This window comes from Methanomethylovorans hollandica DSM 15978, from assembly GCF_000328665.1.
In the GTDB taxonomy this organism is placed as follows: Archaea; Halobacteriota; Methanosarcinia; order Methanosarcinales; family Methanosarcinaceae; genus Methanomethylovorans; species Methanomethylovorans hollandica.
Genome location: NC_019977.1, coordinates 561,795 through 578,841 on the forward strand (window position 1 = coordinate 561,795; position 17,047 = coordinate 578,841).

A 17,047-nucleotide genomic window follows, 5' to 3' on the forward strand; every position below is an offset into this window, starting at 1 on the left:
CTTTAAAAGTGGAGCCAATGGTTGGTCTATATAGGCTAAATAGCGAAGTTGATCCCACTTTTTGGAAGTGATGGTACTATGAAATGGAGAGAGTTACTCTTGATGATCAGTATACTGGCTATGCTGTTCAGTATACAGATAGCAGCGGCAGACGAAAACAAGGTCAATGTAATGTATATTTCCTGGACACCGAGCGCTGCTCTTGAAGCGGCAAGCCAGTCCATGGTATACAGTTCAGACGTGGTGTATACTTATGTGCCTTCATTTAACACGACCACTTGGACCGGTCCAAGTGACGAACTGCTTGCAGCAGCAAGTTCAGGATTGTTGATGGAACAAGATGTGATCTTTACTGATATGTTGTCAAGTGCTGTCTTTGATCCAATGAATACATCGTTCAGGGCTGCAAAGGACAACGGTACTTCATTTGTTGATATAAGGTCTCTGGGAACACCGGAGTACTTTGACTATATCTCCGACGGTTCTTCAACGGAGCCAATAGATACCTATTATAATAATATGGGTATAGGAACTGAAACAGAAATGCAGAATGCAGAAGACCTCCTGACATATCTATGCAAGAACTACGGCAATAAGCCTCAGATCACAGATAACTGGGGAGGTAAAATACGCATTGTCTATATCGGCTGGCAGCCAAGTGCTGCTTTGGAAGACGCTGCAAGTACGACCAGATTCAATGACAGTATAGAATTTATATACATTCCTTCCTTCAATACTACCACATGGGCCGGTCCCAGTGATGAACTGCTGCAAGCAGCTTCAAGCGGTTTGCTGCTGCAACAGGATGTGATATTCACTGACATGCTTTCATCTGCTGTCTTTGATCCCCTGAATGCTACATTTAACGCTGCTCATGATGCCGGCATCTCTCTTGTGGACATCAGGTCTATGGGCACTCCCGGATATTTTGACTACGTTTCAGACGGTTCCTCCACGCAGTTGATAGATACGTATTATAACAATATGGGTACTGCTACTGAAGATGAAAAGCTCAATGCAGAGAACCTTGTGCTATATCTGGCAAAGGAGTATGGTGATCATCCTGAGATTACTGATAAATGGGATACAATAAAGATCATGTATCTTTGCTATGCAGCAAACCCGGCCCTGGAAAATGCCAGTCTGACAAATCCGTACAGCCAGAACATAGAATACACTTACATCCCATCCTTCAATGTTACCACCTGGGCCGATCCCAGTGACGAGTTGCTCCGGGCGGCTTCAAGCGGTTTACTTCAGGAGCAGGACGTGATCTTTTGTGATATGCTCTCCAGCAGCATCTATGGTCCTCTTAACCAGAGTTTCTGGGAGGCTCATACGGTGGGCACGGTGTTCGTTGATGTGCGTTCCATTGATACACCGGCATATTTTGACCATGTATATACAGGCGATGAAAATGTCACATTGCTTAACTATTACAACAACATGGGTACACAGACCGATGCCCAGTTAACTAGTGCCGAGAACTTCCTTATCTATCTTGCCAAGGAATACGGTGACAATCCCGAACTTACTGCGGACTGGCAATTACAGGGCTCAGATGCCTCCGTTCTGCCGCAGGTGGGGCTTTACCATAAAGATTATCCAGGTAAATACTTTGAGACCACGCAGCAGTATCTGGAATGGTATTCTACAAACGATGATACACACCATGTGTATGATCCATCAAAACCCACCATTGGTATGTGGCTCCATCGCAGTGATATCACCAACGGCCAAATGGGAGTGGTAGACGCACTGATCTCTGACCTGGAAGGCAAGGACTGCAACGTTATAGTAGGATTTGATACATTCGATGACATTGTCAAGTACTATTGTGATGAGAACAATCAGTCGCTGGTACAGTGTGTCATATCCTTGAAGAGTTTCAGGCTGAACTACTACGATAATGAGAAAGGAGAACGCGAACTGAGGCAACTCAATGTGCCTGTGTTAAGAGGTATTGTTGTGGACGTTCCGCAGACACCTGATCCGGCAGATGCCAACAGGGGTATACCGAATGCGCAGGTAGTGAGGATGACCCTTGGTCCGAACCTTGACGGCATCTTTGAGTATGTTGTCATAGGAAAGAACGTATATGATTCCACTAACGGTACAAGTGAAGCTGTTCCTATGGACATTCAGGTGGACTGGATAGGGAACAGGTCCATAAACTGGGCAAAGCTCAAGTTAATGAACAATTCCGAGAAGAAGGTTGCGGTGATCTATTACAACTATCCTTCAGGCAAGGACAATATAGGAGCCAGTTACCTTGATACAATTTCCAGCATGAGGCTCATGCTTCAGGAAATGCAGGATGCTGGTTTCAATGTTACTTCAGTGCCTGAGAACAACACAGAGCTGCTTGATGTGATCCAGGCCCAGGGTATAAATGCAGGGTGCTGGGCTCCGGGTGTGCTCAATGAAATGGTCGGGAACAGAACATCATGGGGACTGCAGCTTATACCCATGGAAACCTATCGCGAATGGTTTGAAGCAGAAATCCCACAGGATCTGCGAGATGAGGTAATAGAAGAATGGGGAGCACCCTGGCAGGAAGACTTACCTGAGGACAAGAATCTCATGATATGGGAGAACAATTCCGGCAAATATCTGGTGATACCTACCGTACAGTTTGGAAATGTGTGGCTCATGCCCCAGCCTGCCCGTGGTTTCATGCAGAGTGATGACACGTTGTATCACAGTACATTGGTCCCTCCACCTCATCAGTATATAGCCTTCTATCTATGGCTTAATGAGCAGTGGGATGCAGATGCCGTCATCCATCTCGGAACCCATGGCACGCATGAATGGCTGCCAGGGCAAGCATACGGTATGAACAGGACAGCCGAATGGTCCCCATTGCTATTGCAGGACATGCCAAATATCTATCCATACATCGTTGCCAATGTAGGAGAGGGCCTTACAGCGGAATACAGAGGCAATGCCCTGATCATCGATCACATGACACCAACTCTGGAACGCTCTGGCACATACGGACAACTGTCCAATCTATCACGTTACGTGCAGCAGTACTACGGACAGGAGATGTCCACCCAGACGAAAAAAGGGTATCAGATGATCATTGTCGATGAAATGGTAAAAGCAAATCTCACTACGGACCTGGAGCTTAATGCTTCTGAACTGTACGGATACAATGAAACGCTCTTTGATGTGTTCGTAAAGAACGTGCTGCATGAATATCTGGAAGAGATCGCAAGTGAGAACATACCTTATGGCATGCACATCCTTGGGGAAGTGCCAGCTTCGAACTCTACATCGCCCAACAGGGACGAACTATCATGCATGGTACGTTCCATGATGAAGGGAAATTTCGAGGATAATGTCACAGCTGCTTATTATCCTATAGCTGATTATCCATTGGGCATACCGTTGAATGATACAAAAGTGGACTGGTTGGTATGGGAAGTTGTGACCAATGGTACTTCCATATATGACGCAGAGGATATGGTATACGGTTATACCAATGAATCTGTTTTCATAGACCTGGAAAGGGGTCTGGAATATAAGCAGCGGCTCATTGACTCTGCTATAGAGATGGACAGGGTGATCGATGCTTTGAGTGCTGATTTCATACCTGCGGGGCCAGGTACCGATCCGGTGATGAACCCTAATGCTGTGCCTACAGGCAGGAACTTTTATGGAGTGAACCCCGAGCTTTACCCTTCTGAAGCCACGTGGAAGTTAGGAGTAATGCTTGCTCAGGAGTTGTTAGTGGACTACTATGAGGAACATGGTGAATATCCGACAAAGGTATCTTTCTCCCGGTTCGGTGTGGAATTCATTCGCGACCATGGTACGCTGGAAGCTGAAGCCATGTACCTGTTGGGTGTCAAACCTGTCTGGGACAGCAATGGTTATGTGGTTGGTGTGGAACTCATACCTGAAGAAGAATTGCTGCCCAACTACGACGCTTCCTTGCCGGGAAGACCTCGCATCGATATAGTCTACGCAACTGCAGGTATGCGGGATGCTTTCCCAAGCAAGATCAAAATGCTTGATGATGCAGTGAAACTTGCAAATATAGCTCCTTCCGTGAATTACCCTAACTATGTTAACGCCAGTACACAAGCCATATACCAGGATCTTTACGCAAGTCTTCAGGGGTCCTTTGAGACCGATGAAGAAACTGCTGCCATGGCTGAAACCCTCTCTACCATGAGATGTTTTGCAGTACAGGATGGGACTTATGATATCCTGGTCGGCGATGCCATCGATGCGAGCGGTGTCTGGGAAAGCGAGGATGAGATCGCGACCCTGTATCTTGAGAAAATGGGCTTTGCCTATGGAACTGAACTGTGGGGATACCAATGCCAGGAACTGCTTACATCCAACCTGAAGAACGTGGAAGCATCGGTACATTCGGATTCTTCCAATCTGTATGATACCCTGGACAACGATGATTTCTTCCAGTATTTCGGTGGCCTGAACCTTGCGACCAGGTATGTAAGGGAAGACCATCAGACGCCGGAGATGTATGTTTCGGATACGAGGGACCCCAATAATGCCCAGATGACAGGAATGAAGGAATACCTGAGCAAGAACCTGCGTTCCAGGTACTTCAATCCCAAATGGATAGAGGGTATGCAGGGATCAGGATATGCCGGTGGCAGGATGATGGCCGAGTTCGTGGACAATCTGTGGGGATGGGAAGTCACCGACCCTGAACTTGTGGACGATTCCGTATGGGATAATGTCTATAAGACCTATGCCAATGAGGGTATGGAAGAATGGTTCAATGCGGAGAACGCTGGTGCATACCAGTCCATTACTGGCAGGATGCTGGAAGCGGTCCGTAAAGGATACTGGGAACCTTCTGCTGAAGTTGTACAAAGTCTGACACAGGAATATATGGAATCCGTGGCGGAGAATGGAGCTACATGTTGTCATCACACCTGTGGCAATCCTCTGCTTGATGATTTTGTCCAAGGTGTTGTTTCTGTACCGGGTGTTGTCAGTGAGGAAGTTATCGATAAATATAATCAGCAACTCTACAAGGCAACTCTCCGTGATGATACTGAGGCAAATGATGCCACTTCTGCTGAAAAGAGTAAGGGTGGAAGTTCCACCGGTTCTGCACAGGTAAAACCTGGAGGTTCGAGCAACCAGACCACTCAAACAGATGGCGGTGTTGGAACAGATCTGGACAAAGTGCCTCAGGAGTCCATGAGATCAACTCAGGACCCGAACTATGTGGAAGGTTATGAGATGACAACAGAAACCGTGTCCCAGCCGGAAAGCAGCAGTCCTACCTTCTCGGGTTCGGATATAGTTGCTCTTATCCTCGTGGCTGGAGCCGTTGGAGCAGTCTTTATAGGATTCATGAGAAGGAGGAAGATGTGATAGCAGGAATGACCGATAATTATCTGGAAAATCCCCTTAAAGATGCAGATCAGTAGCAGATTTGTCAGTTTACAGAGCCTTGTACTAGGTACAAGGTTTTTATTTTTAACTGGCTTAAAGGAAGGATATTACTGACGCCATCTTCCGTTATTCATGTATCCATCTCCATTCTGTTAACTAAAAAGAGTAGCTTATAGGTTTTTAGCCCTGTTATATCCTGAACTTGGAAGTAGCTTTTTAATTTTTACTTTTTCAAATACAGTATATCATTCTATCAGCTGATGCATTATATTTCGAGTTACAGTTATCTATACTTTTAATGTAAATTAAATGCTTAAATGCGCTTAGTTGTTATCAAAAAAGCAAATAGATAAGTATATATCATACTTAGTATTTTCATAACTACTAACATACATTCATAACTTAATCTCACACGTTTACAAATACGATGCACGTATTATTGTGGTCCGGTGTTCCTTGAAAATCAATTTGGATTTACCGGATCACATAGTAAAGCAAAGACGGTGGTTATCTTGAGAACAACGATAGGAACTTTTGGAAAGCAAAAAATAGTTGCACTAATGTTAGCATTATTATGTGTCACTATCTTACTATTGCCAGCATCTATGGCTGCTCCATCTGCTGATGCAACAGAAGACTTAGAAACCAGTATGATCTTTGTCAGCAACACCACAAGTGATGCTGATGGTAATTTCATGTTCACGGATGTGCCGAATGGCAATTATGTGATCAAATCTGTTATTTACAGTTCTGCAATGGGAGGTATGTGGCTCACGAACATGACCGAAGTTACCATAGAGAACGGACAGGCAGTGGCCGATATTGATCTTTCCATGAGGAAGAACGATGCTATCGATCACGAAGAAATATTATCTGCACTTCGAACAACAACAGTATCAGGGAAAACGGTATCAAAAACAGGAGAAGCCAGGACAGATGTTGATGTTGTGCTTACCCTTGAAGATGGCAGTTTCTACGCCAATACAACCAGCGATCAATATGGGAACTTTGTTCTCACCGGCATACCCGATGGCAATTATGTACTCAAGTCAGTGGTTTACAGTACCGCAATGAGTGGCATGTGGCTTACCAATGTGACAAACATCGCAGTCCAGAGTGAGCAAGCGGTAAACGATCTCAGCTTGTCAATGAGGAAGAACGATGATGTTGATCATGAGACCATACTTGCTCTGCTGAACAGTATAAGCTCTCTGGAAAGAACGACCATCTCAGGTAAAACTATATCCAAGACCGGTGAAGCCAGGGCAGATGTGGATATTGTCCTTTTCAAGGAAGTTAATACAATAGTCAGTGAACCCGATAACGCTACTGATACAAGTGACTCCATCCTTAAAACAGAGCTTACTTTTTTCAGCAACACTACGAGTGATGTTGATGGCAATTTCATGTTCACGGATGTGCCGAATGGCAATTACACCCTCAAATCCGTTATCTACAGTTCTGCAATGGGTGGCATGTGGCTTACTAACGTGACCGAAGTTAGCGTAGAAGGTGGTCAGTCAGTTTCTGATCTTAATCTTTCCATGCGGAAGAATGACGACATTGACCATGAAGAAATATTATCTGCACTTCGAACAACAACAGTATCAGGAAAGACCGTTTCAAAAACAGGTGAGAACAGGACGGATGTTGATGTTGTGCTCACCCTCGAAGATGGCAGTTTCTACGCCAATACAACCAGTGATCAATATGGGAACTTTGTTCTCACCGGAATACCCGATGGCAATTATGTACTCAAATCAGTGGTTTACAGTACTGCTATGAGTGGCATGTGGCTCACCAATGTAACAAGCTTCTCAGTCCAGGATGGCCAAGCGATGACCGATCTCATCCTGCCTATGAGGAAGAACGATGATGTTGACCATGAGGCCATACTTGCTCTGCTGGACAGTATCAGCTCTCTGGAAAGAACGACCATCTCCGGTAAAACAATATCCAAGACCGGTGAAGGCAGGGCTGATGTGGCTGTGCTGCTCTTTAAAAAGACTTATACCACTTCAACCACTCAATTATCAAATGCACCACATCTGAACGTGGCTATAATTACAGGCTATTCAAGCCATGATGCACAACTTGCCAATTTTGTTTCACGGGTAAACAGTAACCCTGGCATGAACATCACAGCTAGTTACTGTCTTGCGGACAAGCTCAGTGGTGATGAGGATCTTAGCCAGATGGATATAATTTATGTCAATATGTTCACCCAGACGGCCTATAAGCTGCAGGGGACAGTTGATGCTGCCATTGCAAATGGGTGTGTTGTCATTGGTTACAATACATATCTCAATGAAAACATTCCCTTCATTCCATCACGTTTCAGTGATGAGGACACTTTTAAGTCATACCTGCAGGACTACTGGCTGAATGGCGCATCCAATGATGAGAATTTTGATAATCTCATTTTCTATCTGGCTTCTGAATACTATGGAAGGACAGATCTGGATGTCCAGGAACCTATAGGGCCACCTGAAGGTGCTATCTATCATCCCTCAATGACAGGTACATCTATGGACCTATTCACAAACAGTAGCAGTGCATACTTCCAGTGGTATGCCAACAGGACCGAAGGGCACAGCTTTGATGCAAATGCACCCACCGTAGGTATTGCATTTTATAAATCGTACTACCCTCTCGATATGGAACCATTGGACAAGCTTATCAAAGGATTTGAGGCAAGAGGGGTCAATGTAGTAGCATGTTATGGTTCTTCAACTGCCCCAATGGATGATTTCCTTAACCACAGTACTGACACTAAGGTAGATGTGGTCATATCGTTCCTTTACCGTGGCAACTATTTTGACATCGACAGACTGAACGTGCCTGTAATCAATGGTGTGCTGAACGGTTACATGAGCCTCGAAGAATGGAAGGAAACAACCACCCCGATCCCGGTGCAATATATGCTTAGGCTTTATGGTCCTGAGACAATGGGACTCATTGATCCGATTATGATAGCTGCAGAGGAAAATGATACATTGGCTGGTACGGAAATTTATGCCTCTGAGCCCTCCCAGGTGGAGTGGCTGACAAACCGCACTTTGGCCCAGGCCGGGCTTGGAGAAAAAGATGACGCAGAAAAGAAGGTCGCAATCATCTATTACAACCACGGAGCTGGAAAAGACAACATAGGTGCATCCTATCTTGAGGTTGTACCCAGTATACGCAATCTGCTGGAGGCTATGGCAGATGCAGGTTATAATGTTGATATAAGCAAGATGCCCAATGAAACTGCATTGGTAGACCTGATAGTACATCAGGGTACTAATGTGGGTGGCTGGGCTCCCGGAGAACTTGAAAGACTTGTAGAGAACGGTAGCGTTGAGCTTATTCCTCAGGCTACTTATGAAGCATGGTTCGATGCCTTACCTGAAGACAGAAGAGAAGAGGTAATATCCATGTGGGGAGAAGCACCGGGAGATTTAATGGTCTACACAGCTGACAATGGTAAAAAGTACATTGTGATCCCGAAGATAGAGGTCAGTGATAATGTTATCCTTGCACCTCAACCCACAAGGGGATGGCTGGAGAATAATGATGTGCTCTATCATGATTCGGAGTTGCCCCCACATCACCAGTACATAGCTTTCTATCTGTGGCTTCAGCATGAATATGGAGCGGATGTCATGGTCAATATGGGACGTCATGGGACTGTTGAGTGGCTTCCCGGAAAGGATTTCTGTCTCCTTAGCGAGGAGTGGCCTGCAATTATGACAGGGGACATACCTGTGATATACCCATATGTAATGGATGGTATGGGGGAAGGTATGCAAGCCAAGCGCAGAGGCAATGCAGTAATCATCGACCACCTTATACCACCTGTGATATCTGCCGGACTTTATGGGAATTACAGTGTACTCAGCAGTGAAATAACCACTTATCAGACATCTACTACGGAGTCTGAATCACTTAAACAGTCTCATTTGCAGGAGATCATCGACCTGGTGGTTGATCTGGGAATTGATGAACAAGTAAATATGAACCTCTCACAGGACAACGAAACGATTGATGCGTTCCTGGAAGAAGTTGATGATGTTCTTTCTGATCTCAAAGGCCAGTCTATGCCTTACGGTCTGCACATACTCGGGGAAGCCCCTCAAGGGGACAAGCTTGTGGGAATGGTCAACTCCATGCTAGGTGATGATTTTTCCACGCAGGTATCAGTTTACAATAATTCAGAAAACGCATCAACTGACCTGCTTTCAAAAGTCCTGCTTGAGAACATGAGTTCCAGTGAAGCTCAGATGCAAGTGCTGGGAACAACTTCCGCAGACATGGATGTGCAGCTGAATACTGCTCTTAATTACACAGAGCTCCTCATAGAATCTGAAAACGAGATCAGGCAGATCCTCCGTGCAATGGATGGGGAATACATAGCAGCAAATATCGGAGGAGATCCGGTACTTCGTCCTGAAACACTTCCTTCAGGCAGGAACTTCTATGCATTCGATGAACAGCTCCTCCCAACAAAACAGGCATGGGAAGAAGGCAAGGTCCTTGTTGATCAGTGGCTTGCAGAATACTACGCAGAGAATGGTGAATATCCAACTAAGGTAGGATACATTCTATGGGCAGGAGAGTCAACACGTCACGAAGGTATAATGGAATCCCAGATCTTCTATCTCCTCGGAGTTGAACCTGTATGGGATGATGGTAATGAAGTAACGGGTATTCAACTGATCAATTCATCAGAACTTGGAAGACCGCGCATAGATGTGATAGTTCAGATCTCAGGACTCTACAGAGATACTTTCCCCATGAAAGTAGAACTCATTGACCAGGCTGTCAGGCTTGCCTACGAGCAGGATGAACAGGACAACTATGTACGTATGAATACGGATGCTTTGCAGGCGGTATTTGATCAGAATATTCAGGATGTAAACCTCTCTCGGGACATTGCGTTGTTCAGGATATTCGGTCCTGCTGACGGGGCCTATGGTACAGGGATGGCTAATGCAGCATCTGCAAGCGATACATGGAGCAACAGCACAGAACTTGCAGAATTATATATCGACAGGATGAGCTATGTTTACGGAGAAAATATCTGGGGACAGACCATAGCTGATTATATCGAGCAGCAAACTGGCCAGGCCATAGACGTAGACAGTTCTCTGGTATTCGAAAGCAACCTTGATGGCACACAAGCCATCTTCCATAGCAGGAGTTCAAGCACGTATGGTTCGATGGATACCGATGATTTCTATCAGTATATGGGTGGTCTCTACAATGCTATCAAATACATATCTGGTATCGCTCCTGATACATATGTAGTGGATCTCCAGGATCTTGACGACCTGCAAATAGAAACTCTCCAAAACTACATTGCAAATGAACTGTATGCGAGATACTTCAATCCTGCCTGGATAACCGGAATGCAGGAGCATGGTTTTGAAGGTGCTAAAGAGATGGAGAGTTTCATGGAGAATCTCTGGGGATGGGAAGCAATGGGCTCCGAGTTCATAAGCGATGATGTCTGGGACAAAGTCTATGGGACATACATGGCTGATGCTGAACTGAGTGAATGGATACAGAACAACAATGCATATGCATATCAGGCTATGAATGCCAGGATGATAGAAACTATCAGGAAAGGTAATTGGGAACCATCGGAAGAGGTTCTGAATAGCCTGGTGAAAGAATATGCTGAGTCTGTGGTAGCTGATGGGGTAACGTGTTGTCACCACACATGCGGTAACCCCCTGCTGGATGAATTCGTACAGGGTGTGATGTCTGTTCCAGGTGTTGTGGATGAGCAAACCGCTGCCACCTACAAGAATATCATGGATAAAGCAACAAGCGAGCCTGTGAAGCAAAGCACCTCCAGCCACAGCAGCAGCAGTGGTTCCAGCGGTCCTAAACTGGAGATTACCAACCAGGCTACGGATCCTACATCTAACCAGACCATGGAGTCACAGATAGGTGCAGGTGAAGATCTTAGTGTGCAAGCTCCGAGGTCAACCCCTGAGAACTATGTGGAAGGCTATGAGATGACCAAGGAAACTGTATCTCAACCAGAGAGCAGCAGCAATAAATTCTCTGGTTCGGACGTAGTAGCCTTCTTACTGGTGGCAGGAGCAGTTGGTGCAGTCTTTATAGGATTCATGAGAAAGAGGAGGATGTGAAGTAGGCATTTTGTTCCTTAATGCCTTTTTGATGAAGTAAAGAATGGATTTGAGATAGACCGAAAGGCAGAGCACTCATTGAATCGATACGATAATTCAGGAGTGTTCTGCTGTCATCGGTTAATTGATGATTGGTTTTTATCTTTCCTGTTTTCCTTCTTTTATTCAGTTCGAAGATATCATTTTTGCATAGAGCCGCTCGGTGTCTTCTTTCCTGCATAGCTCGGTTCCCGGGGTCATAACTGCAGCAGAACCGGCAGCTATTCCATACAAAGCAGCTTCACGCAGTTTTTTCCCTCGTGAGAGGCTCAGGACTATGCCTGCAACTGTGCTGTCTCCAGCTCCGACCTTGCTGATGATGGGCACAGTCGGGGGCACTATATGTTCCACGACATCCTTGGTAATCAGCAGAGCACCTGCTGCACCCAGGGATATTACTATCACTTCGCACTGTCCGGACCTGACCATTTCTTGAGCTGCTTCTGCTATCTGATACTCTTCGTTTATATCTATGCCTGCAAGTTCTCTGAACTCGCGGAAGTTGGGTTTTATAAGGTAGACTCCTTCCTGCAATGCTTGTGCCAGAGCATTCCCAGCAGCATCAATTATCACTTTTGTTCCTCTTTCCTTTCCAATGCGTGCAACACGGGCATAGAAGTCTGAAGGCACACCTAGTGGAAGACTTCCACTGGCTACCAGGTAGTCTGGAGCCGGGTCGGCTTTGTATATCTCTTTAATACACTGTTCCCACTCTTCATTACTAAGATTCGGGCCTTGCATACCAAAACGGAATTGTCTTCCAGTCGACTCTTCAAGGACTATAAGGTTCTCTCTTGTGACTCCTTTTATGGGTAATGGCAGTTTGTCTATTTTTTCCTGTTCCAGAAGTTCATTGAGCATACTGCCAGACATGCCACCGGCAGGATAGATCAGTAATGATTCTCCTCCAAGTTTCTTAATAGCTCTGGAGACATTGACGCCACCACCACCGGGTTCATAGCTGGCAGGACCGCAGTATAGCTTGCGTTCAGCTATCACATGTTCTATTGTAGTGCTTTTGTCAATTGCCGGGTTCATGTTCAGGGTGATGATGTTTCTCATGAGTATCGCCTTATTGTATATGACAGGGTCTATATTAATGAAATGTGCTGGTATTTCAATTCTTTCTGTTAAGCTGTGGGCGTAGTATTATCTAGGGATGCATTGTTGCCACATTTAGAATGCCGTTTGCTATTTATATATAGGTATAAATATAGTTAAAGGTTACTTACTTAAACTTAAATGACATACCCCACACACCACATTAAATCAACAGAATATTCTTTGAATTAGATCATTTACATCTTTGAGCGGTTAAGGGGTACGAATGCACTGTAAAAAACAGATTCAGCAACTGGTCAGTTTTGCGACCGTTTTATTATTTTCAGGTATAGTCATTTTTGGTTCTTTGTCTATAGCTATAGGAGATATCAATTCATCTAATGCGAGCCAGGCAGGGGGCATGACTATTGTTGATATTTCAAACATTACAAAAGAACAGGAAAAGATGAGTAGCGACCTCATATCCTTGGTAACGGATCAGGGGGAGTTAAGTTCAGAAGCAACTGCTTACACTAACTCTGCTGTTTCTTCACCTGTACAAGTGAATGATGAACAAGAACGTCAGCTTGTTTTTGTATATATAAGCCTGTTTCAGGGTGAACAAACTTCTATTATAGATACTTATGCCTGGAACATCACAAGTATTGATGCTGATAACTCACTTGTTACTGCCTGGGTAGATGTGAACAGGCTGGAAGAAATAGCATCTCTTGAAGAAGTACGTAGTGTAAGGACAGTGGTACGCCCTATGGTGAATACAGGTGCTGTTAAGACTGCAGGAGATGCTATTCACAGAACTGATCTTGTGAGGTCTGGATATTCCAAGGATGGGAGCGGTATAAAGATCGGTGTGATCTCCGACGGTGTGAATGCGATCTCTGCCTCACAGGCATCCGGGGACCTTCCATCAGATGTCACTGTATTGAGAAACAATGTTGGTGGTGACGAAGGCATTGCAATGATGGAGATCATTCATGACATGGCCCCAGGTGCAAAATTATATTTCCATGACCATGGGAACAGTGTATATGAATTCAATGATGCTATTGATAGCCTGGTGGAAGCCGGATGCACAATTATAGTTGATGATATAACCTGGCCGGACCAGCCATTCTTTGAGGATGGGGTTGTTGCCACGCATGTTGCTGAAGTAATAGCGAACAATAATATTGTATACATATCCTCTGCAGGCAACTCTGCGATGAGGCACTACCAGGGTATGTTTGTTGATGATGGTACTGGCTATCATGACAAGGTATTCCCTCTCCCTGCTGGCGCGTCTTTTCAGTTGTTCCTCCAGTGGGATGATCAATTCGGTTTATCTTCCAATGACTATGACCTTTATGTCCTTGATAGTTCTGGAAGCACCATTGCCTATTCATCTAATAGTCAGAGTGGTAACGGTGATCCTTTAGAGTGGACTTCAACATCCTATCTCTCAGAACCAGCTTATATAAAGATCAAAAGCCGGGATGGTACAGCAGAACGACGTACCCTTGAACTGTTCATCTATCCTAGCTCTCAAGTAACTCTGGATCAAACAAATCTCACTTCCCTTGATTCCATATTTGGGCATCCTGCGGTGCCAGACGTTATTGCTGTGGCAGCGATATCCGGCAATAATGTGGACCATGATCGCGTGGAGTCATATTCGTCTCAAGGGCCTGTGACCATTGCATATCCTGTCTCGGCAGCCAGGGAAAAACCCGATCTTGCAGGAATTAGCAGTGTAGCTGTCACTGGAGCAGGCAATTTTGGCACTATTTTCTCCGGAACCAGTGCAGCAGCACCCCATGTTGCAGCAGTGGCTGCACAGCTATGGGGAAATGATATGAACATGTCAGCTGCAGAAGTGCGTAACATACTTTATCAAACTGCTGAGGATGTGGAATCCTCTGGTTCTGATTATCTGTCAGGACACGGAAGAGTTGATGCACTTAACTGCTTCGCTTATTATGTTAATCGTGCTCCAGTGCTGGAAAATACTGGTAACCGGGAAATAAATGAAACACAGGAACTGGTGATAAATCTCATAGCCACAGATATGGATGGTGAAGCTCTCACGTATTCTACAGATGCTCCTTTTGGTACTCTTGTAGGTAATGTGTTCTCATGGACTCCTACATATGAGGATGCTGGGACATATACTGTTGAATTCTCAGTGACAGATGGAAAGCATACGGATTCTAAGTTAACAACGATTACAGTCAATAATGTAGACAGGGCTCCAGTGATTGAAACCATTGGTAATAAGCAGATAAACGAAAATAGTTTACTTGAATTTACGATCTTGGCGAATGACCCCGATGGGGATGCAGTCACATACTCTGTGGACGATCTGCCCCCAGGAGCCACATTTAATGTCAGTACGAGGACTTTCAGCTGGATCTCTTCTCCTGATATTGTTGGACACTATCAGGTAATATTCAGTGCAGAAGCCAATGGTCTCAGCGACTCAGAGACAATTACGATAACAGTAGGTGATCTAGCTGGAGCACCAGAGCTTGGTGCTACAGGTAACAGGAACATTAATGAGAATGATCTGCTCGAGTTTATAGTTTCGGCAAGTGATCCGGAAGGGGACATCATTATATACTCAGCAACGGATCTGCCGGATGGAGCTACATTTGACATTAATACAGGAGCTTTCAGCTGGACGCCAGATTATAATGATTCAGGAACCTATACAGTAGTTTTCGTTGCGGAGGCAGGTGGTCTTTTAGATTCAGAGACTATTGTTATCACTGTAAATAATGTTGACAGGGAACCAGAACTAAGTCCTATCGGTAACAAAGAGGTGAACGAGAGTGAATTGCTTAGTTTTACCATCTCAGCTACCGATCATGATATGGATACAATTAGTTATCTTGCCACAAACCTGCCTTACGGAGCTGATCTTAACAATGTAACCGGTGAATTCAGCTGGGCTCCTACTTATAGTGATTCAGGTGTATATGATGTGGAGTTCATAGCAAATGCGAATGGCCTGATAACTTCTGAAAATGTACTGATAACAGTTAATAACGTCGACAGAGCACCTGTATTTGTTCCAATAGGTGATCAGGTAGCAGATGAGAATCGGCTTTTGAGTTTCAACATCTCAGCCACAGATGAGGATGGGGATATTGTCAGGTATTCTGCAGTATCACTTCCTGAGGGCGCTGAACTAAATAGCGAAACAGGTGATTTCAACTGGATACCGGTTGCTACAGGGAATTATGTTGTTACATTCATTGCAGAATCAAATGGTCTGAATGACTCACAGAACATAACAATTGAAGTTCTTGATTCACCACCATTTATTTCCGATCTCTCTGTGAGTAGCATTACTTCAAGTTCCATCACATTGACTTGGACCAATTCTCCGGATGTGGCCTTTACTGAAATATACAGAAATAATACTATTATTGGAAATGTTACCGGACCATCATCTCAGTATGAAGATCTTGACCTGACCAGTAATACAAGCTATGAATATTCACTATTGCCCTATGCTGCAAATGGGGTGGAAGGTAGTATGGTTAGCATCACCCTGGTCACTTCTTCTCCCTCTTCAAGCAATAGCGGCAGTGGAGGCAGTGGTAGAAGTAGCAGTTCAGGCACTTCCGCAAAGAGTAGCGGTGGAGGTGGCGGTGCAGGCAGTTCAGAAGACTTTGTAAATATAGCGGTGAAAGATGTTGCCACAGCATATGTGATGATGGATTCTGATATAACTTATGAGTTTACAAGAGAAGGTAATGCTGTCCAGTCCATCAGTTTCCATTCGCTTAAAAACTCAGGTGAGATTACATCTGCTATAGAGGTACTTAAAGGCAGATCAAAACTAGTCAGCAGTGATGCTGAAGGAATCGTATACAAATACATTAATATCTGGGTTGGTAAGTCCGGTTTTGCAACACCATCTAACATGAATGATATTCGTATAAATTTCAAGGTCAATAATTCATGGATACAGGAAATGGGGCTGGCTCCTGAAGAAGTAATTTTACAGCGATATAATGGCAGTTCCTGGGAAGTGTTACCCACTACTCTGCAAAGCGACACCATAGAATATTCAATATTTGAGTCTACAACTCCAGGGTTTTCTGCATTTGCCATTACAGGTGAAAAGTCCATGCCTTCCCCTGTAAGCAGTAGTGAAGATATAGGGTCTGACCAGATAGAAAATGCAGGTCTCACACAAAGTCAACCAGAAAGATCCAATATCTGGTCGATCTTGATGGCCATACTCGCAATATCATTTGTTGTAGTCGGATACACATATCTGAAGAAACGGCAAAATTGATAAATTGATACCCCTGTGCATAAGTGCAGGGGGTCTTAAACAAGATTGATATCTTCAAAGTGCTGTAACAATAACTATCTGAAATTCTTATTGCCATAAACATCCTCTATTGGCGGGGAGCTGGTGACAAAAGTGC

General features: G+C 44.6%; 4 protein-coding genes. 3 read left to right on the plus strand and 1 reads right to left on the minus strand.

What is annotated here, in order from left to right:
- The first annotated feature begins 78 nt into the window (after positions 1–78).
- Positions 79–5,364, plus strand: a complete 5,286-nt coding sequence (locus tag METHO_RS02745) for a cobaltochelatase subunit CobN (RefSeq protein ID WP_156811008.1) — start codon at positions 79–81, stop codon at positions 5,362–5,364.
- A gap of 524 nt (positions 5,365–5,888) precedes the next feature.
- Entirely contained in the window at positions 5,889–11,525 is a 5,637-nt protein-coding gene (gene cobN / locus METHO_RS02750) for a cobaltochelatase subunit CobN (RefSeq protein WP_394296207.1), read from the plus strand.
- Between the two features lie 165 nt (positions 11,526–11,690).
- Here the strand turns inward: cobN and METHO_RS02755 are convergent, their stop codons facing one another.
- Positions 11,691–12,626, minus strand: a complete 936-nt coding sequence (locus METHO_RS02755) for a 1-phosphofructokinase family hexose kinase (protein ID WP_015323998.1) — start codon at positions 12,624–12,626, stop codon at positions 11,691–11,693.
- A gap of 265 nt (positions 12,627–12,891) precedes the next feature.
- Between METHO_RS02755 and METHO_RS02760 the strand changes: the two genes are divergently transcribed.
- Positions 12,892–16,911 (plus strand): PGF-pre-PGF domain-containing protein, encoded by a 4,020-nt coding sequence (locus METHO_RS02760; protein WP_015323999.1) that lies wholly within the window; start codon positions 12,892–12,894, stop codon positions 16,909–16,911.
- The last annotated feature ends 136 nt before the right edge of the window (positions 16,912–17,047 follow it).

Excerpts from the sequence above, each read along its gene's own strand:
- METHO_RS02755 (WP_015323998.1), bottom strand. The coding sequence starts at position 12,626 with ATGAGAAACATCATCACCCTGAACATGAACCCGGCAATTGACAAAAGC.
- METHO_RS02745 (WP_156811008.1), top strand. The coding sequence starts at position 79 with ATGAAATGGAGAGAGTTACTCTTGATGATCAGTATACTGGCTATGCTG.
- METHO_RS02760 (WP_015323999.1), top strand. The coding sequence starts at position 12,892 with ATGCACTGTAAAAAACAGATTCAGCAACTGGTCAGTTTTGCGACCGTT.